Raw genomic sequence first — 17,752 nt, 5'->3', positions numbered from 1 at the left:
CGGGTCAGTCGTCCAGGCCGCGCTCGATGGCGTACCGGGTCAGCTCGACCCGGTTGTGCAGTTGCAGCTTGCCCAGGGTGTTCTGCACGTGGTTCTGCACCGTGCGGTGCGACAGCCCGAGCCGCTGTGCGATCTGCTTGTAGGAAACCCCCTTGGCCACCAGGCGCAGCACCTCCGTCTCCCGGTCGGTGAGGCGCGGTGCCCCGGGCTCCGCGCCCCCGGTCGACCCGGCGTCCGGCCCCGGCCCGGCGGCCAGCCGGCGGTACTCGCCAAGGACCAGCCCGGCCAGGCCCGGGGTGAACACCGGATCACCGGCCGCCGTGCGGCGCACCGCGTCGAGGAACTCGGCCGGCGCGGTCGACTTCACGAGGTACCCGGTGGCCCCCGCCTTGACCGCGTCCAGCACGCTCTGCTGCTCGCCGCTGGCGCTGAGCATCAGCACCCGCACGTCGGGCAGCGCCGCGCGCAGCCTGACGACCACCTCGACGCCGGAGATGTCCGGTAGTTGCAGGTCGAGGACGACCACGTCCGGACGGGCCGCGGGGGCCACCCGAATCGCCTGCCGCCCCTCGCCGCTGGTGGCCACCACCAGGAAACCGGCCTCGGTCAGGTCGCGGGCCACCCCCTCCCGCCACATCGGATGGTCGTCGACCACCATCACCCGCACAGGGGTCACCGCTCAGCCCTCGGCACGGTCAGCTCGATCTCGGTGCCGGCCTCGGGTGCCGACACGATCCGGACGGTTCCGCCCAGGTCCGTCATCCGGCCCCGGATCGACTGGGTCACGCCGAGCCGCCCCTGGGCGGCCGCCTCCACCAGCCGCCCATCCGGGATGCCCGGCCCCTCGTCACGGATCGACACGGTCACGGTCGCCCCCTCGTCCTCGATCAGCACCCAGGCGCGCCCGTCGGCGTGTCGCCCCACGTTGTCCAGCGCCGCGCCGGTCGCGGCGGCGAGTTCCCCCGCCACCCGCCTGGGCAGCGGCACCGGGGTGGCCGGCGCGGAGAGCGACACCGCCGGTGAGGCGTACCGACCGAGCAGCGTCCGAAGATCCACCGTGCCGGCCGAGTCCGGGGCGGTGGCGCCGGCCGGCGCGGTGCCGGCGATCAGTGCGCGCAGCGCGGCCTCCTGTTCGCCGGCCAGACGGGCCAGCTCACCCGCCTCGCCGGGCAGATCGGCGCCGCGCCGCTGCACCAGTGCCAGCACCTGGAGAACCGAGTCATGGATGCCCCGGGCCAGCCGCTCCCGCTCCCGGGTGGCCGCCTCCAACTCCACCGCGCGTTGCAGCCGCTCCTCGGCGGTCGCCGCGAGCCGGGCCACGTGCCCGACCACCACTCCGGCGAGCAGCATCAGGATCACCCCGGTGAACGAGGACTGGCCGATCCGCTCCCGGGTGGCCAGGTCCGCGCCGGCGACCAGCAGCGCGGCCATGGTGCCCCGGCGCCGGCCGCCGGAGACGGCCCAGGCCAGGACCGGACCCGCCATCCAGGCCACCCCCAGGGTGGGCACGCCGGCGGCGAGCGCCGCCCGGCCGACGACCCACGGGGTGGCCAGCACGATGGCCATCACCACCGCGAGGTCGGCCAGCAGCAGTGGCCAGCGCCGCCAGGCCGGGCGGGCGTAGCCGATCGCGGTCGCCACCGTCCAGGCGATCATCACCAGGACCAGGGCCGCGACGGCGAACGGGTGGGCGTACCGGTCGGCGTCGCGCACCGCGAGCACGCAGACGTACGCCAGGGACGCGAACCGGAACACCGCGAGCGCCCGCCAGAGCGGCACCTCGAATCCACCCGACGGCGACGGCATGGCGGTCAGGATGCCACAGCCGGACCAGCCGGGCGTCCGGCAGCGAGTGCGGTTCGAGAAACCCTGACGTACGGTGGAAAAGCCGCGAAATTCTCCAAGATCCGCCGCCGGGACGGGGCCATGACGAATGCAGATCCGCACGCACCGCGTACGGTTGTGCCCATCGAACCTGCGCTCCTGATCGCCGAGGCCTTCGACCAGGCCCAGGTGACCGAGATCCGACACTCGGTCACCTCCTGCGCGATCGCCTCCGGGCTTGTTGGCCAGCGGCTGGACGACTTCGTGCTGGCGGTCAACGAGCTGATCACCAACGCCGTTCGGCACGGCGGCGGGCGAGGGTGGCTGCGGCTCTGGCAGGAGCCGGGGATGCTGGTCTGCGAGGTTGCCGACCACGGGCACGGGATCAGCCCGCAGCGGCTGGGCGACCGCCGCCGGCCGGCCCCGGACACCGCCGGCGGCTGGGGCCTCTGGCTGGCCCGCGAGCTGACCGACGCCATGGAGGTCGCCACCGGCGCCGCCGGCACCACCGTCCGCATCACCTCGGCGCTCACCATCCGCGACCACACCCCGCACTGACCCCCCGCCCCCACGGTGGCGGGGTCAGGCGAAGAGCGCGGAGACGGACTCGCCGTTGTGGATCCGGCGCATCGCCTCGGCCAGGGCCGGGGCCACCGAGAGGACCTCGAGTTCGGGGACCCGCTTGGCGGTCGGGATGGGCACCGTGTTGGTGCAGACGATCTCCAGTACGCCGTCCTGGTCGCTGAGTCGCTGGAGCGCGTCGCCGGAGAAGAGGCCGTGCGTGCAGGCCAGCCGGATCGAGCGGACCTTCAGGCCACGCAGGTGCTCCATCAACTCGACGACCGTGCTGCCCTTGGCGATCTCGTCGTCCAGCACGATGACGTCCTTGTCGGTCACCTCGCCGATCACCGCGCTGATCTTGACCAGGTCGTCGCTGAACCGCTGCTTCGCCCCCGCCGCGACCGGCGTGCCGAGCAGCCGGGCGAAGGCGGCGGCCTCCTTGGCGTTACCCAGGTCGGGCGAGACGACCACGGTGTTGCTGAGGTCGTAGCGCCGGAAGTGGGTGGCCAGTTCGCGCAGCGCGTGCAGGTGGTCCACGGGGACGCTGAAGAAGCCGTGCACCTGGGGCGAGTGCAGGGTCATCGCGAGCACCCGGTCGGCCCCGGCCGAGGTGAGCAGGTCGGCGACGAGCCGGGCGCCGATCGAGATCCGCGGCGCGTCCTTCTTGTCCGAGCGGGCGTACGCGTAGTGCGGCAGCACCACCGTGATCCGGCCGGCGGACGCGCCCCGGGCGGCGTCGATCATCAGCAGCAGCTCGACCAGGTGCTCCTGCACCGGCGGCACCAGCGGCTGGATCAGGAAGACGTCCCGCTCCCGGCAGTTGGCCTGCAGTTGCACTTCCAGGCAGTCGTTGGCGAACCGGGAGACCCGCACGGGATGCAGCGGCACCCCCAGGTGGGCGCAGATCTCGGCGGCGAGGTCGGGATGGGCGGTTCCACTGAAAACGGCGATGTCACGCACGTTCGCACATCGTAGGCGAACCGGTCGGCGCAGGAGGGCGGCAGGTCGCAACCGACCGTGACGCCGGTCGCACCGCGCCGCGGCTCCGGGTACGGTGCTGCCGTGACCCCCCAGTACGTCGCCGCCATCGATCAGGGCACCACCTCCTCGCGGTGCATCGTCTTCGACCGGGCCGGGGAGATCGTCGCCGTAGCCCAGCGCGAGCACCGGCAGGTCTTTCCCCGACCCGGCTGGGTGGAACACGACGCCGAGGAGATCTGGGACAACGTCCGGCAGGTCGTCCAGGAGGCGTTGCGGACGGCCGGCACCGACACGGCCGGGCTGGCCGCGGTCGGCATCACCAACCAGCGGGAGACCACCCTGGTCTGGGACCGGGCCACCGGCCGCCCGGTGGCCAACGCGGTCGTCTGGCAGGACACCCGGACCGGGCCGCTGCTGCGCGAACTGGCGGCGGCGTACGGCGAGGAGTGGTTCCGGACCCGCACCGGCCTGCCACTGGCCACCTACTTCGCCGGGCCGAAGCTGCGCTGGCTGCTGGACGAGGTGGACGGCCTGCGCGAGCGCGCCGAGCGCGGCGAGGCGCTCTTCGGCACCATGGACAGCTGGCTGATCTGGAAGCTCACCGGCGAGCACGTCACCGACGTGACCAACGCCAGCCGGACGATGCTGATGGATCTCGCCTCCCTGGCCTGGGCCCCGGAGCTGCTGGACGCGATGGGCGTGCCGGCGGCCATGCTGCCGGAGATCCGCAGCTCCGCCGAGGTGTACGGCACCGCCACCGGTGTGCTGGCCGGAGTGCCGGTGGCCAGCGCGCTCGGCGACCAGCAGGCCGCCCTGTTCGGCCAGACCTGCTTCCAGCCGGGCGAGGCGAAGTGCACCTACGGCACCGGCAGCTTCCTGCTGCTCAACACCGGGGCCAGTCCGGTCCCGTCGACGCACGGCCTGCTCACCACGGTCGCCTACCGGATCGACGGCCAGCCGGCGGCGTACGCGCTGGAGGGCGCGATCGCGGTCACCGGGTCGCTGGTGCAGTGGCTCCGGGACAACCTCGGGTTGATCTCGACCGCCGCGGAGGTGGAGGAGCTTGCTCGCACCGTCGACGACAACGGCGGCTGCTACGTGGTGCCGGCGTTCTCCGGGCTCTTCGCCCCGCACTGGCGCAGCGACGCACGCGGTGTGATCGCCGGCCTGACCGGCTACATCACCAAGGGGCACCTGGCGCGGGCGGCGCTGGAGGCGTCGGCGTGGCAGACCCGCGAGGTGGTGGACGCGATGAACGCCGACTCCGACGTGGCGCTGCGCCGGCTCCGGGTGGACGGCGGGATGACCGCGAACGGCCTGCTCATGCAGTTTCTCGCCGACGTGCTCGACGTGCCGGTGGTCCGCTCCCGGATCACCGAGACCACCTGCCTCGGCGCCGCGTACGCGGCCGGTCTCGCGGTCGGCTTCTGGCCGGACCTGACGACCCTGCGCCAACAGTGGCGCTCGGACGCACAGTGGGAGCCGGACATGGCCCCGGAGCTGCGCGACCGGGAGCTGCGCAGCTGGCGCAAGGCCGTGCAGCGCACGCTCGACTGGGTGGAGTGACCGCCGGCCCGGCCGTCACTCCCAGCGGTTGCCGGTGAGCTTCTCGTAGACCTCGACGTAGCGGGCCCGGGTCGCCTCGACCACCTCGGCCGGCATGTCCGGCGCCGACCCCTGCTTGTCCCAGCCGCTGCCGGTGGCCCAGTCCCGCACGTACTGCTTGTCGTAGGAGAACTGCACCCGCCCCGGCTGGTACGACTCGGCCGGCCAGAACCGGGACGAGTCGGAGGTGAGCAGCTCGTCGGCGAGGACCAGGGTGCCATCCGGCGCCCAGCCCAGCTCGATCTTGGTGTCGGCGACCAGGATGCCCCGGTCGGCGGCCAGTTCCGCCCCGTGCCGGTAGATGTCGATGGTGATCTGCCGCAGCCGCTCGGCGGTGGCCTGGCCCACCTTGTCCACCACGTCGGCGAACGTGATCGGCTCGTCGTGCTCGCCCACCGGCGCCTTGCTCGACGGCGTGAAGATCGGCTCGGGCAGGATCGACGCCTCGCCGAGCCCCCGGGGCAGCGGCACGCCGGAGACCGCGCCGGTGCGCTCGTACTCCCGCAGGCCGCCGCCGGTGAGGTAACCCCGGGCGACGCACTCGACCGGGACCATGTCCAGCCGCTGGCAGCGGATCGCCCGCCCGGCGAACTCCGCCGGCACGTCGGTGGCCGAGATGACGTGATTCGGCACCAGGTCGCCGAGCTGCTCGAACCACCACAGCGAGAGCGCGGTGAGCAGGCGACCCTTGTCCGGAATCGGCGTCGGCAGCGCGACGTCGTAGATCGAGATGCGGTCCGAGGCGACCAGGATCAGATCGTCGCCGTCGGCGTAGACGTCCCGGACCTTGCCCGAGTGCAGAAGTTCCACGCGCCCTAGTACACCACGCGGCGCCGGTGGGCCCGCTCCGACCACCCACGCCGCCGTTGCGGGCAGGGGTGCCCGGACGGACGTTGACACCTTCCCGCACCGCCTGCGTGAATGGTCCGACCGCCGCCGCCCGCAGGTGCCAGGAGACCCCGTGCCCGCTGTTCGACCCACGATCGACCGCCTCGATGCCGACCCGGGCCGGCGCCGGGTGCTGGGCGCGCTGCTCGGTGCTCCCCTGCTCGCCGCCGGCGGGCTGGCCGGATGCAGCGACCGCCCCGCCACATCCACCGACGACGGGCCGGTCGAGCTGTCGGTCTTCTGGTGGGGCGGGACGAAGCGGGCCGAGCTGACCGAGAAGGTGCTGCGGCTCTACTCGGAGCGCAACCCCAGGGTCACCTTCCGCGTCACCTGGCAGGGCGCCGACGGCTACTACGACCGGTTGGCCACCCAGGCGGCCGGCGGCAACGTGCCGGACCTGATCCAGCTCGACGACGCCGTGCTGACCGAGTACACCCAACGCCAGATCGTCCTCGACCTCAGCGAGCGGGTCGCCGACCACCGGTTGGACCTGCGCGGCCTGCCGGAGAGCCTGATCCGCTACGGCACGGTGGACGGGCGGACGATGGCGGTGGCCGGTGGGCAGACCCTCGCGGCGGTGGTCTTCAACCGGGACCTGCTGCGGGAGCTGCGGGTGCCGGAGCCACGCGGCGGGATGTCCTGGGCGGACTACATCGCCTGGGCGGAGCAGGTCACCGAGGCCAGCGACGGCCGGGTGGCCGGCACCATGGACCCATCCGGCGACTACCGCGCACTCTGGCTCTGGCTGCGCGCCCAGGGCGGCGAGTTCTACCGGGGGCGCCAGCTCGGCTTCGGCGCGGAGGAGCTGACCGGCTGGTTCGAGCTGTGGCAGCGCGCCCGGGGCGGGCGGGCCACGCCGGGCGCGGCACTGGTCGAGCAGGCCGACAGCGGGGAGCCGGCCCGGCAACTGGTGGTCAGCGGGCTGACCGCCGCGTCCTTCGCCTGGTCCCACCAGCTACCGGAGCTGCAACGGCTCACGGAGGCCGAGCTGGGCCTGGTCGGCTTCCCGGGCCCGCCGGGTGCGCAGTGGGCGCGGGCTTCGATGTACTGGGCGGGGTTCCGCGGCACCCGCCACCCGGACACCGTCATCGACGTGATCAATTTTCTGACCACGAACGGCGAGGCGGGCACCGTCCTCGGTCACGAACGCGGACTCAACGCCAGCATCGCCGTCCGCCGCTACACCGAGGGCAGCATCACCGACCCGGCGCAGCAGCGGGCCGCCGCGTTCAACGCCAGCATCGCCGAACAGCTCGGGCCGGCGCCCGCGCCACCACCGAAGGGGCACGCCAAGGTGCGCACCCTGCTCGTCGCCGCCGCGGAGAGCATCCGTGCCGGGCGCGCCGGCACCCGCGCGGCCACCTCCCGCTTCATCGCCCAGGCCAACGCAGCCCTCGCGGCGTGACCACCGGCGATGGCCGGCTGCCCGCCGCCGGCGGCAGGTAGCCGCCGACGGCCGGGAACGGCGGCAACGCCGGGTCAGCGCGGCGGGCCACCCCGCCGGTTGCGCATCAGCCGCAGCACCAGGAACACGATGACCGCCACCACCACCAGGCAGCAGAGCAGGCCGAGGAAACCGAAGCCACCGCCGCGGGACCGCCGCCGGGCGGCCTCCACCACCAGCTCGCCGGTGCCCGTGGACGCCCAGGCCGCGACGGGCACGAACACCGCCAGCACGACCGCACCGAGGACCGCGCTGAGCCGGCCCCACCACTTGCCGAATGAAGACATGTCCCCATCCTCGCCGAAGGGCGCAACCTCGGCACGTCGGTCCACGCCGAATCATCGAAGTGGGAATGAGGCGCGCCTCAGCCCCTCGGTGGTGTTTCGGCCGCCCGGAACGCGCGCGGCGGGGGATCAGAAAAGCCCGGCCCCATGATCTGGGGCCGGGCTTTGACGTGCACTTTCAGTGGTAGCGGGGACAGGATTTGAACCTGCGACCTCTGGGTTATGAGCCCAGCGAGCTACCGAGCTGCTCCACCCCGCGTCGACTGGTTAACCCTAACCCATCCGCCCGGGCGATGATCGGCGGGGTCGTCATCCAGGCGCAGGTGGGTGTCGGGGTCTGCGATGCCCGGGCCCGCGAGGCCGCCATGACCACCAGCGGGCTGCCGGCACGTGCCCGACAACGTCGACAGCCCGCCTCCGGCGAACCGGAAACGGGCTGTCGATCTGGTGTGTCTCTCGTAGCGGGGACAGGATTTGAACCTGCGACCTCTGGGTTATGAGCCCAGCGAGCTACCGAGCTGCTCCACCCCGCGTCGGCTCGATAACCGTAGCGCACCGACCCGGGGAACCGCAAAGCGACCCACATCCCGCCACCGACCCGCTCTCCGGACCGCCGTCAGTGGAGCCAGTCCACGATCGCCGCCACCGCGCGCCGGGTGTCGGCGTCGACCTGGCCGCGCTCGGCGGAGGTGCCCTCCCAGCCCTGTTCCCAGAGCACCGTCACCACGTCGTCGATCCGGACCGCCCGGACCAACCGGACCTCCTCGCCGGACGGTTCGCCGTTGACGTCCAGGAACGGGGCCCGCATCTCGAACAGCACCGACTCGTCCCCGTACCTCCCCGGGTCCAGCAGCCGCTGCCGCCAGGTCCTCTCGCCGTCGTCGGGCAACTCCTGCCTGGGGCAGTCGCGGACGGCCTGCCGCAGGTCCCGTAGGGCGTCGTCGGCACTACCCGGGCGGTAGATGGTGATGGTGTGCCGGTAGCTGCCGTCCGGCACGTACCCCTTCGGCGTTTCCGGCCGCTTGTAGGCCAGGTACCGGCCGCGGCGCTGCACCACGGTGGACTCGCTGGGATAGCTGGCCGTGCAGAGCACCGGCAGCGCCGGCCCCTCGATCCGCGATTCCTGGCCCGTCTGATTCGCGGCCGCCAGGACGAAGAAGGCACGGTCCGGGATCGAGGTTGGCGGCCGGGGAGCCGCCGCACCCGTCGTGGGTGCCGGCGGCGTGCCGCTCGGCGTACTGCGCGACGGCGGCGGAGACGGTGGCGACGGGGAGAGGGACGGGGGTGGAGTCGACCAGGTCGGCAACGGACCGGGAGTGTCGGCGGGCGGTGGCAGCGGCGTGGCGCCGTCCGCCGACAACACCAGCCGGCCACCGACGGCCACACCGCCGAGCAGCACCGCCACCGCGAGCGCGGTGCCGGCGACCCGGACGTGGGCCCGCCGGTCGGCACGCCGCCGAACCAGCTCGGGGCGGGCAAGCTCCTGGTCGTCCGCAGCGGCGCTGAGCGACCGGTAGAGGTCGGAAAGTTCAGCTGACATCGTTCGCCTCCAGCTTCACGGTGGAGAGGTCGGGCAGCAGCGCGGCCAGTCGGGACCGGCCGCGGGACAGCCAGGACTTCACGGTGCCGACCGGCACGTCGGCCTCCCGGGCGATCTCCTCCACCGACATGTCGAAGAGATAGTGCAGGGCCAGTGCCTGCCGCTGGGCGGTCGGCAACTGGCGGAGGGCGCGAACCAGCAGAACCCCGTCCTCGCTCGGCGCCGGGGCGTCCGGCGGCGGTCCGGTGCGGCTCAGCGTCGCCCGCCAGCGATGCAGGCGCCGCCAGCGGTCCGTGGCAAGCCGGGCCACCACCAGCCGCAGCCACGCCTCCGGCGCCGGATGCGCCGACAGCCGTCCCCACTGGCGCCAGGCCCGGGCGAACGCCTCCTGCACCAGATCCTGCGCCTCGGTGTGGTCGCCCGTGACCGCGTAGCCGTACCGCAACAGCCGCCGGGCGGTGCCGCGGTACAACTCGTCGAAACTCTGTGCGTCCCTCATCGGTGGATTCCCCTCGTCCGCACCCCGTTGCAAAGAGGACGGCGGACCGGTGCCGCCGGTTGCGGGCCGGCGGGCCACAGTGTGTCGGGGAGGCGACAGGCGGACACGGCGGAGCCCCCGGCGTCAGGACCAGTGCGGTCCGACGACGAGGGCTCCGAGAGGTACTGCCCGAGAGAGGGGGGTCAGCCGCCCGCGGCAGCGGTCGGGCTTGGTGTCGTCGCCGGCGCGCTGCCGCCCGGCGACGGGCTGCCGCTGGGAGCAGCGGGCGGGTTGGCCGTCTGCTGAGCCTGCTGGAAGGCGGTGAGCGCCTCGTCCAGTGCCTTGAGCGCGCGGCCGTACCGCTCGAAGTCGCCGGAGGTCTGGGCGGCCCGGACCTCGGTGATGGCGGTCTGCACCCGGTCCGCCGCGGCGGCCAGCTCGCCGGTCAGCGGCGGTGTGCCGTCGCCGGTGGTCGGCGGCGGGTTGCCCCCGGTGGTCGGGGGCGGCGGCGCGCCCTGCCCGGCCTTCTTGCCCTGTTCGACGAGTTGCTTGATGCCGTCGTTGATGTTGTCGGCGAGCGCCACGAAGGACCCGCCGTCGCCGTACGAGAGCAGCACCTTCTGCAGCAGCGGGTACGCGTCCTGCTGGTTGCTCTTCACGTAGACCGGCTCGACGTAGAGCATGCCGTCGCCGAACGGCAGCGAGAGCAGGTTGCCGTACTGCACCTGCGCCTGGTTGCTGGAGAGCAGGTTGAGCTGCTGGCGGATGTTGGCGTTGTTGGTCATCTGCTGGTGCACCTGCACCGGGCCGGAGATCCGGGTCTGGTCCGGCAGCTCCAGCACCTCCAGCCGGGGCTTTCCTTCGACGTACGACCCCGAGATCAGCGCGGCGAGGTTCTGCCGGCCGTTCGGGGTGACCGCGGAGGTGAGCTGGAACCGCGGGCTCTCCTGCCCGGGGAACTGGGTGAACAGGTAGTACGGGGGCTGCTTCTGGCCGCTGTCCGGAGCGTCCGGCACGTTGGGCACCTGCCAGAAGTCCTGCGCCGAGTAGAAGTCGCCCGGGTTGGTCACGTGGAACTTGGTGAGCAGGTTGCGCTGCACCTTGAACATGTCCGCCGGGTAGCGCAGGTGCTCGGTCAGCTCGACCGGGATGTCCTTCTTCGGCAGCACCAGGTCACCGCCGAACGCCTTGTTCCACGCCTTGAGCACCGGGTCGGTGTCGTCGTACTCGTAGAGCTTCACGGTGCCGTCGTACGCGTCGACGGTGGCCTTCACCGAGTTGCGCATGTAGTTGACGTTCTCCCGGGCGAGCTGGAAGGTGCCCCGGTTGGTCAGCTCGTCGGTGGTCTCGGTCTGGAGGTTGACCCGCTCCGCGTACGGGTAGGTCGCCGCCGTGGTGTAGCCGTCGACGATCCACTGCACCCGGCCGTCGACCACCGCCGGGTACGGGTCGCCGTCCAGGGTGAGGAACGGCGCGACCTTCTCCACCCGGTCCCGCGGGTTGCGCACGTAGAGCAGCTTGGAGTCCTTGTTGACCGCCTCGGACAGCAGGAAGTTCGACTCCTGCTCCTTGATGGCGTACAGCAGCCGCCGGGTGAAGGAGCCGATCTCGACGCCGCCCTCGCCGGTGTAGGTGTAGGACTCGCCGCCACCCTCACCGACCGGCCGGTCGAACTCGGCCTTCTTGTCCGGGTCGGCCTGGCCGACGATCGCGTAGTCGTCGGCCGCCATCCGCTCGCCGTAGTAGATCCGCGGCTGCTTGGCCGGAATCTGCTCGGTCTGGGAGGAGCAGGCCTCCTGGGTCTTCTCGCCGAGGAAGCCAGAGACGAAGAACGGCTGCCCGCCGCAGACCACCTGGTTCGCCGGGGCGGCCACCAGCCCGTACCCGTGGGTGTAGACGGTGTGCCGGTTGATCCAGGTGTTCTGCTGGTCGGTCAGCTCGCCGTAGTTGATCTCCCGGACGCCGACCACGTAGTCGGAGATCTTGCCGTTCACCCCGTACCGGTCGATGTCCAGCTTGGGACCGAAGTCGTAGAAGCCGCGCACCTGCTGGAGCTGGGTGTAGGTCTCGCTGACCAGCTGCGGGTCGAGCAGCCGCACGTTCGACACCACCGCGGTGTCGGTGGCCAGGTTGGCCGGCGGGGTGAGGTTGTTCGCCGCGTACGGGGTCGTCTCGGTGGCCGCCAACCCGAACGCCGCCCGGGTCGCGTCGATGCTGCGCTGGATGTACGGCGCCTCCTTGTCCTTGGCGCTCGGCTTGACCTCGAAGGTCTGCACCGCCCAGGGGTAGATGCCGCCGATCGCCACCGCGGACACGCCGAGCAGGGCGAGCGAGATGCCCGGCCAGACCAGGTTTCGCATCCAGGCGTTGGAGAACACGATGATCGCGATCGCCACCACGATCGAGATGTAGGCCAGGATCTCCTTCGCCGGCAGCAGCGCGTTGACGTCGGCGTAGCCGGCGCCGTACAGCTTGGCGCCCTCGTTGTACTCCAGCAGCATCGCCCGCCGGTCCAGCACGTACGCGACCGACTTGAGCAGCACGAAGACCGCGACGAGGCTGCTCAGGTGGGCCCGGGCGGCGTTGCTCATCCGGTCCCCGACGCCCTGGAGGCGGACCCCGCCGAAGAGGTAGTGCACCGCCAGCGCGCCGATCACGGCCAGCACCACCGCGGTGAACGCGACCCCGAGCAGGTAGCGCCAGAACGGCAGCTGGAAGACGTAGAAGCCGATGTCGACGCCGAACTCCGGGTCCTTGATTCCGAAGTCGCCGCCGTTACGGAAGAGCAGCCACTGGTTCCACCGGCTCTGGGCGGAGAGGCCGGCGAAGAGCCCGACCACGGCGGCGGTCAGCGCGATCCAGGTGCCGAGGCGCGGGCTGAGCGCCATCCGGTAGCGCTCCAGGGTCGCCTGCTCGACCGAGTGCGGACGCATCCGCGGGCGCAGCCGGTGGGCCAGCCACAGGTTGCCGCCGACGATGACCGCCATGCCGAGGCCGACGGCGAGGAAGAGCAGCAGGCGGGTGACCAGTACGCCGGTGAAGACCTCGGTGTAGCGGACCTCGTCGAACCAGAGCCAGTCCGTCCAGGCCTGGACACCCCAGCCGAGCAGGGTGAAGAGCACGAACACCCCGACCAGGACAGCGATGGTGACGCGTCCGCGCCGGCTCATCCTCGGTAGGGGGCTGCTGCTACGCATGACCACTGTTGGCTCCGCACGCTCGAATGTGATCGGCTCCGACCAGGCACCCAGAGTACGGGGTGTTCCTGAACGTGGCGGGGCCCGGTCACTCGCGTCAGCAGCGGGTCGGCTGTCCCCCCTCCCGCAGCGTCTCCAGCGCGGTCAACCCCTCGTCCAAGGAGCCCACCCGCAGCAGCGGCAGATCGGGCTGCGGATTGCGGACCGCCTCGGCGCAGTTGCCCGCCGGCACGAGGAAGACCTTGGCCCCGGCACGCTTCGCACCGACCAGTTTCTGGGCGATCCCGCCGATCGGGCCGACGTTGCCCTCGTCGTCGATGGTGCCGGTGCCGGCGATGACCTTGCCGCCGGTGAGATCGGCCGGGGTCAGCTTGTCCACGATGCCCAGAGCGAACATCAGGCCGGCACTCGGCCCGCCGATGTCCTCCAGGTCGATGCCGAGCGTGAACGGGTGCGGCTGCTGCTGGTCGATCTCGACGCCGATCCTCGGCCGGCCGTCCTGCTCCTGACTGGTCACCGTCGCGGTGGCCGGCGCGCCGTCGCGGGTGTAGCCGATGGTCAGGGCCGTGCCGGCCGGCTTGGCCCGGACCAGCTCGGTGACCTTCGAGGCCACCGGCACCGGCTGACCGTCGACCGAGGTGACCACGTCACCGACCTTGAGCACCCCGGCGGACGGGCCGTCCGCGGCCACCGCCTTGATCACCACCTGCACGGGGAAGCCCAGCTCGCGAAGCGCGGCGGTCTCGGCGCTGGTCTGCGACACCTTGAAGTCCTCGGCGTTGCGCTGCTCGACCTGCTCCGTCGACTCCCCCGGCGGGTACACCAGCTCGCGCGGCACCACCGCCTCGTCGTCCGAGAACCAGCCGGCGATCGCCCCTCGGAGCCGCACCGTGGGCTGCACCCCCACCGTGGTCAGCCGGAGCTGGCCGGCGGAGGTGGACGTCTCCCGCCCGGAGATCTGGATGACCTCCTTGCCGTCGGCGGTGCCGAGGGTGTTGACGGTCGGGCCCGGGCCGAGCACCACGTACGGGATCGGCACCCGGAGCACCCCGACGCTGAGCAGGGCGGTGAACAGGGCACCGAGCAGGACCGTCAGGCCACGACGTCTCATGCGGCAGAGCGTACCGACCGCTCGGGGCCCGACTGCCGGATGCGCCACGCGACTTCGCCCTCAGCGCAACGCCAGCGGCGGCGACCAGGGGCGCGGCGCGCGTACCGTAGACGTCGTGCCTGATATTCCGTTCGGTTTCGCGCTACCGGGTGGGCAACCACCAGACCCCAACGATCCCGCGCAGATGCAGCAGTTCATGTCGCAGTTGCAGCACCTGCTCTCCGCGCCGGGCAGCGGGCCGGTCAACTGGGACCTGGCCCGGCAGGTGGCGGCCAGCCAGCTGGCGGCCGCCGGCGACCCGGCGGTGTCGCCCTACGAGCGCAACGCGGTGGAAGAGGCGCTGCGCCTGGCCGACCTGTGGCTGGAGCCCGCCTCGGCATGGCCGTCCGGCATCCAGTCCCCGGTGGCCTGGAACCGCAATGAGTGGATCTTCAAGACGCTGGACGTGTGGCGCAAGCTCTGCGACCCGGTTGCCAGCCGGATGGTCGGCGCGATGGGCGACCTGGTGCCGCCGGAGGCGCGCGCCCAGCTCGGCCCGATGCAGTCGATGGTGGCCACCCTCGGTGGCGCGCTCTTCGGCGGGCAGTTGGGGCAGGCCCTCGGCTCCCTCGCCGCGGAGGTGCTCTCCGCCGGCGACATCGGGCTGCCGCTCGGCCCGGCCGGCACGGCCGCGCTGATCCCGGCCAACATCCGGGCGTACGGTGAGGGCCTCGAGCTGCCCGAGGACGAGGTACGCCTCTACGTGGCGCTGCGCGAGGCCGCCCACCAGCGGCTGTTCCAGCACGTCCCGTGGCTGCGCGGGCACGTCCTCAGCGCCGTGGAGATGTACGCCTCGGGCATCCGGGTCAACCGGGAGGCGATCGAGGAGGCGATGGGCCGGGTCGACCCGACCGACCCGGAGTCGATGCAGGCGATCGCCCTGGAGGGCATCTTCACGCCGGAGGACAGCCCGGCGCAGAAGGCCTCACTGGCCCGACTGGAGACCGCGTTGGCCCTGGTCGAGGGCTGGGTGTGCCACGTGGTGGACAGCGCCGCCAGCGACCGGCTGCCCAACGTCGTCCGGTTGGGTGAGGCATTCCGCCGCCGCCGGGCCGCCGGCGGTCCCGCCGAGCAGACCTTCGCCGCGCTGGTCGGCCTGGAGCTGCGCCCGCGCCGGCTGCGCGAGGCGGCAGCGCTCTGGGCCGCGCTCACCGAGCACCGCGGCATCGCCGGCCGGGACGCCGTCTGGGGCCACCCGGACCTGCTCCCGTCGGACGACGACTTCGCCGACCCGGTCGCCTTCGCCATGAACGAGTGGGACCTGAGCGAGCTGGACAACTTCGACTTCACCGCGCCCGGTGGGGCGGAGGAGAAGGCCCCGGGCCAGCCCGACGACACCGACGGCGACGCCAAGCCCTGACGACGGAGCTGGGGTGCCCGCTGATCTGTGGCGGGTGCCCCGGCTCCGTCGTGCCAGCTGATCTGTGGCGGGTACTCCAGCCGGAGTCCGTCGCGGGCCGGGCCTGGGCGGCGGGACGGCGGGTTGGTCAGGCGGGTGCTTCAACCTGAGTGGCCTGTGTGGCCGAGCCGCCGGTCAGCCGGTTGACGGTCGGGTCAGGCAGGCCGACCCGCCGGTCAGCCAGGTTGGCGGTCGGGTCAGGCAGGCCGGCCCGAGCCCGAGAGCAGAGCGCGGGTGGCCTCCCAGCCCTCGAAGGCCGGGTCCAGGGTGGCCAGGTCGGCCGGGCCGCGCAGCCGCCGCCAACCGGCCGTGACGGCAACGTCCCCTGGTCGGGGGGCACCGGCCCGCGCGTCGGCCGGCGTCGCCGTGTCCAGGTCCAGTGGAGGCAGCCAACCCGCCACGGGCAGTCGCACGGCCACCCCGAGCAGGCCGGGACCGCCGCCCTCCACCGGAGCCACCGCGACCGGCCGGGTGGTGAGCGGACGCAGCAGCTTGCCGACGGTCAGCGCGGGCAGGTCTGGCACGTCGCCGGCGAGCACCGCCGCCTGGTCGTAGCCGTCCAGCGCGGGGAACACCGCGTTCGGCGTGGGCTCGGCAACCTCGTGCACGGTGGTGCCGGGCCAGACCAGCGCGTCGGCCAGAGCACGGTCGGCCGGGGTCACCGCGACGGCGACGTCCACCTCGTTGAGGGTGGCGATCAGGTCCACGACGTCCTCGGCGAGCGCCGCGCGCCAGGCCGCCCGGTCGACGCCGGGCGGCGACCAGTGGACCGGTCCGAGCAACGCCACCACCACCCGCCGCGCCATGTCCCCGACCCTACGCCTGCCCCAACCAGGCCCGCCTCACCCCGGCCGGTCCCGGCCGCCCCCAGCCGGGCGCCGCACCCCGGCCGGGGCGGCCGGCCCCCAGCCAGGTGCCGCACCGCGGCCGCCCCGGCCGGTCTGAGCGTGATCGACTCCGTGTCGGCGATACGGGAGTGTGCTCCCGCAGTGGACAGCGCAACATCGCCGATACCAGTCGATCCAGGTGGGCGACCCTGCCGCGGGCCGGGGCCGACGGGTCAGGTGGGGACGGGGGCGCAGGAGGCGGCGGCTACACCTTCGAGGTAGCCGCGGGCTCGTTCCGCCTTGGGGTAGCGGCCGACCAGCGCCCAGAACCGGGCGTTGTGACTGGGCACGATGAGGTGGGCCAACTCGTGCAGCAGCACGTAGTCGATCACCCACTCCGGCATGTCCTGGACTCGGTGCGAGATCCGGATGCTGCGGTCGGCGGGCGTACAGGAGCCCCACCGGCCGTTCTGGTTGGTGACCCACCGGACGCTGGCCGGCACCGCCTGGGCGCCGTACCCGGCGAGGTAGAGGTCGATCAGCCGGGTGGCCCGGGCCAGCAGTTCCGCGTCCGAGCGGGCGAGTCGACCCTCCCGGGCGGCGAGCCGGGCCAGCATCCGGTCGACCCACTCGCTCTCCTCGGCCCGGGAGAACTGGTCCGGGATGAGGACGACGACCCGCTCACCGTCACGGTACGCAGACACCGTGCGTCGTCGGCGCTGGCTGCGCCGCACCTCGACGACCGGCTTGCGCGTCCCCGCCATCACTGGCCCGCGCAGCCTCGGCTACGTGTCACGAAGGAAAGCTAATGCGTACTGACCAGGGGTCCGCAAGGGTCAACCGCGCGACACGCGCCCAGAAAATGGTGATTGGTCGCTGGGCGTCCCGAAAATTTCTTGGCCGGGTCGCCGCTGCGCCATCTCGTCACCCTTGGTGAACGCCGATGGCGGCCCTGTCCGGCCCCCTCCACCGTAGGTGATCACTGTGCCCGGTGCCGCCGCGGGGGCACCCGCACGGGTGGCTGAGAGGGTTTGGCCGGCGTGTCCCCGCCAAACTGACTTATCCGACCTAATTCGCCATGCACACTCTCGACGTCGACTAGCTCACAGTGTCGATGCACAGCTGACATGGAACCGCCCAGACCTGGGTAGGGTCCGCGGACCAGCGGTCACGATGGTGGCCGCGGAGTGAGACCCAGCGCCGGCGCCCCCTGTGGCCCGCCGCCGGGCACCCCGCCGGGACGGCATTGACCGGCGGACGAGACGAGGAGGGCACCGTGGCCGACCAGGCCCAGACGACCTACAACGGTTACTGCGTGAAGTGCAAGGAGAAGCGGGACTTCGAGGGGCACATCGAGGTCTCGAAGACCGGAATGAACATGGCCAAGGGCAAGTGTCCGGTATGCGGGACAACAGTGAACCGCATCCTCGGCAAGGCCAAGGTCTGACGCGTACGGGTAATCGGGGGCGGGGTGGCCGTCGGCCACCCCGCCCCCGTTGCCGTTCCGGGGCGTGACCACCACCGTGCCGACCAGGACCATCGACGGTCTGTCGGGTGACCGACACCACCACCGG

Annotated in this window: 16 protein-coding genes and 2 tRNA genes; 5 read left to right on the top strand and 13 right to left on the bottom strand. The window is 72.3% G+C overall.

From position 1 onward, the window contains the following. Nucleotides 1–4 precede the first annotated feature (4 nt). Nucleotides 5–658: a response regulator transcription factor gene (locus KBX63_RS06565; protein ID WP_210910143.1), complete on the bottom strand. Its 654-nt coding sequence runs from the start codon at nt 656–658 to the stop codon at nt 5–7. Nucleotides 659–672: 14 nt separating this feature from the next. After that, entirely contained in the window at nt 673–1,806 is a 1,134-nt protein-coding gene (gene macS / locus KBX63_RS06560; protein ID WP_210909307.1) for a MacS family sensor histidine kinase, read from the bottom strand. Between the two features lie 120 nt (nt 1,807–1,926). Between macS and KBX63_RS06555 the strand changes: the two genes are divergently transcribed. Beyond that, nucleotides 1,927–2,382, top strand: coding sequence for an ATP-binding protein (locus KBX63_RS06555; RefSeq protein WP_210909306.1), 456 nt, complete (start codon nt 1,927–1,929; stop codon nt 2,380–2,382). A 24-nt stretch (nt 2,383–2,406) separates the two neighbouring features. Here the strand turns inward: KBX63_RS06555 and KBX63_RS06550 are convergent, their stop codons facing one another. After that, the gene (locus KBX63_RS06550; RefSeq protein ID WP_210909304.1) at nt 2,407–3,345 is read right to left on the bottom strand and encodes a ribose-phosphate pyrophosphokinase; all 939 of its coding nucleotides are present in this window, start codon (nt 3,343–3,345) and stop codon (nt 2,407–2,409) included. A 102-nt stretch (nt 3,346–3,447) separates the two neighbouring features. On the opposite strand from KBX63_RS06550, the gene glpK reads away from it, so the two are divergent. Continuing rightward, on the top strand, nt 3,448–4,932 hold the full coding sequence (glpK, locus tag KBX63_RS06545) for a glycerol kinase GlpK (RefSeq protein WP_210909303.1): 1,485 nt from the start codon (nt 3,448–3,450) through the stop codon (nt 4,930–4,932). Nucleotides 4,933–4,947: 15 nt separating this feature from the next. Here the strand turns inward: glpK and KBX63_RS06540 are convergent, their stop codons facing one another. Continuing rightward, complete coding sequence (locus KBX63_RS06540; protein ID WP_210909302.1) at nt 4,948–5,781, bottom strand: phosphoribosylaminoimidazolesuccinocarboxamide synthase; 834 nt, start codon at nt 5,779–5,781, stop codon at nt 4,948–4,950. A gap of 151 nt (nt 5,782–5,932) precedes the next feature. Here KBX63_RS06540 and KBX63_RS06535 point away from each other — a divergent pair, with 151 nt between their 5' ends. Next, on the top strand, nt 5,933–7,264 hold the full coding sequence (locus KBX63_RS06535) for an extracellular solute-binding protein (RefSeq protein WP_210909300.1): 1,332 nt from the start codon (nt 5,933–5,935) through the stop codon (nt 7,262–7,264). Between the two features lie 74 nt (nt 7,265–7,338). Here the strand turns inward: KBX63_RS06535 and KBX63_RS06530 are convergent, their stop codons facing one another. From KBX63_RS06530 to KBX63_RS06500, 7 genes are all read right to left on the bottom strand, one after another. Then, nucleotides 7,339–7,590: a hypothetical protein gene (locus KBX63_RS06530; protein ID WP_210909299.1), complete on the bottom strand. Its 252-nt coding sequence runs from the start codon at nt 7,588–7,590 to the stop codon at nt 7,339–7,341. Between the two features lie 179 nt (nt 7,591–7,769). Continuing rightward, nucleotides 7,770–7,846 (bottom strand) — tRNA-Met (locus KBX63_RS06525). Between the two features lie 200 nt (nt 7,847–8,046). Beyond that, nucleotides 8,047–8,120: transfer RNA gene (locus tag KBX63_RS06520), tRNA-Met, on the bottom strand. A gap of 83 nt (nt 8,121–8,203) precedes the next feature. Further along, entirely contained in the window at nt 8,204–9,127 is a 924-nt protein-coding gene (locus tag KBX63_RS06515; RefSeq protein ID WP_210909297.1) for a hypothetical protein, read from the bottom strand. Further along, entirely contained in the window at nt 9,117–9,626 is a 510-nt protein-coding gene (locus KBX63_RS06510) for a SigE family RNA polymerase sigma factor (protein WP_210909296.1), read from the bottom strand. Before KBX63_RS06510 ends, KBX63_RS06515 begins: the two co-directional genes overlap by 11 nt. A gap of 182 nt (nt 9,627–9,808) precedes the next feature. Then, nucleotides 9,809–12,802, bottom strand: coding sequence for a UPF0182 family protein (locus KBX63_RS06505; protein ID WP_210909294.1), 2,994 nt, complete (start codon nt 12,800–12,802; stop codon nt 9,809–9,811). A gap of 97 nt (nt 12,803–12,899) precedes the next feature. Continuing rightward, nucleotides 12,900–13,913: a PDZ domain-containing protein gene (locus KBX63_RS06500; protein WP_210909292.1), complete on the bottom strand. Its 1,014-nt coding sequence runs from the start codon at nt 13,911–13,913 to the stop codon at nt 12,900–12,902. 184 nt (nt 13,914–14,097) lie between these two features. Here KBX63_RS06500 and KBX63_RS06495 point away from each other — a divergent pair, with 184 nt between their 5' ends. Further along, nucleotides 14,098–15,312 (top strand): zinc-dependent metalloprotease, encoded by a 1,215-nt coding sequence (locus KBX63_RS06495; RefSeq protein ID WP_210910141.1) that lies wholly within the window; start codon nt 14,098–14,100, stop codon nt 15,310–15,312. A 236-nt stretch (nt 15,313–15,548) separates the two neighbouring features. Here KBX63_RS06495 and KBX63_RS06490 read toward each other — a convergent pair whose 3' ends face one another. Both KBX63_RS06490 and KBX63_RS06485 read right to left on the bottom strand, forming a co-directional pair. Then, on the bottom strand, nt 15,549–16,157 hold the full coding sequence (locus KBX63_RS06490) for a hypothetical protein (RefSeq protein WP_210909290.1): 609 nt from the start codon (nt 16,155–16,157) through the stop codon (nt 15,549–15,551). 254 nt (nt 16,158–16,411) lie between these two features. Further along, a complete protein-coding gene (locus KBX63_RS06485) occupies nt 16,412–16,942 on the bottom strand; it encodes a M48 family metallopeptidase (RefSeq protein ID WP_210909288.1) in 531 nt (176 codons plus the stop codon). A gap of 512 nt (nt 16,943–17,454) precedes the next feature. Here KBX63_RS06485 and KBX63_RS06480 point away from each other — a divergent pair. Beyond that, entirely contained in the window at nt 17,455–17,625 is a 171-nt protein-coding gene (locus KBX63_RS06480) for a DUF5679 domain-containing protein (protein WP_208869694.1), read from the top strand. The last annotated feature ends 127 nt before the right edge of the window (nt 17,626–17,752 follow it).

Origin of the sequence: Micromonospora sp. U21, assembly GCF_018070045.1 — a bacterium.
In the GTDB taxonomy this organism is placed as follows: domain Bacteria; phylum Actinomycetota; class Actinomycetes; order Mycobacteriales; family Micromonosporaceae; genus Micromonospora.
This window is presented reverse-complemented; position numbering and strand designations above follow the sequence as displayed.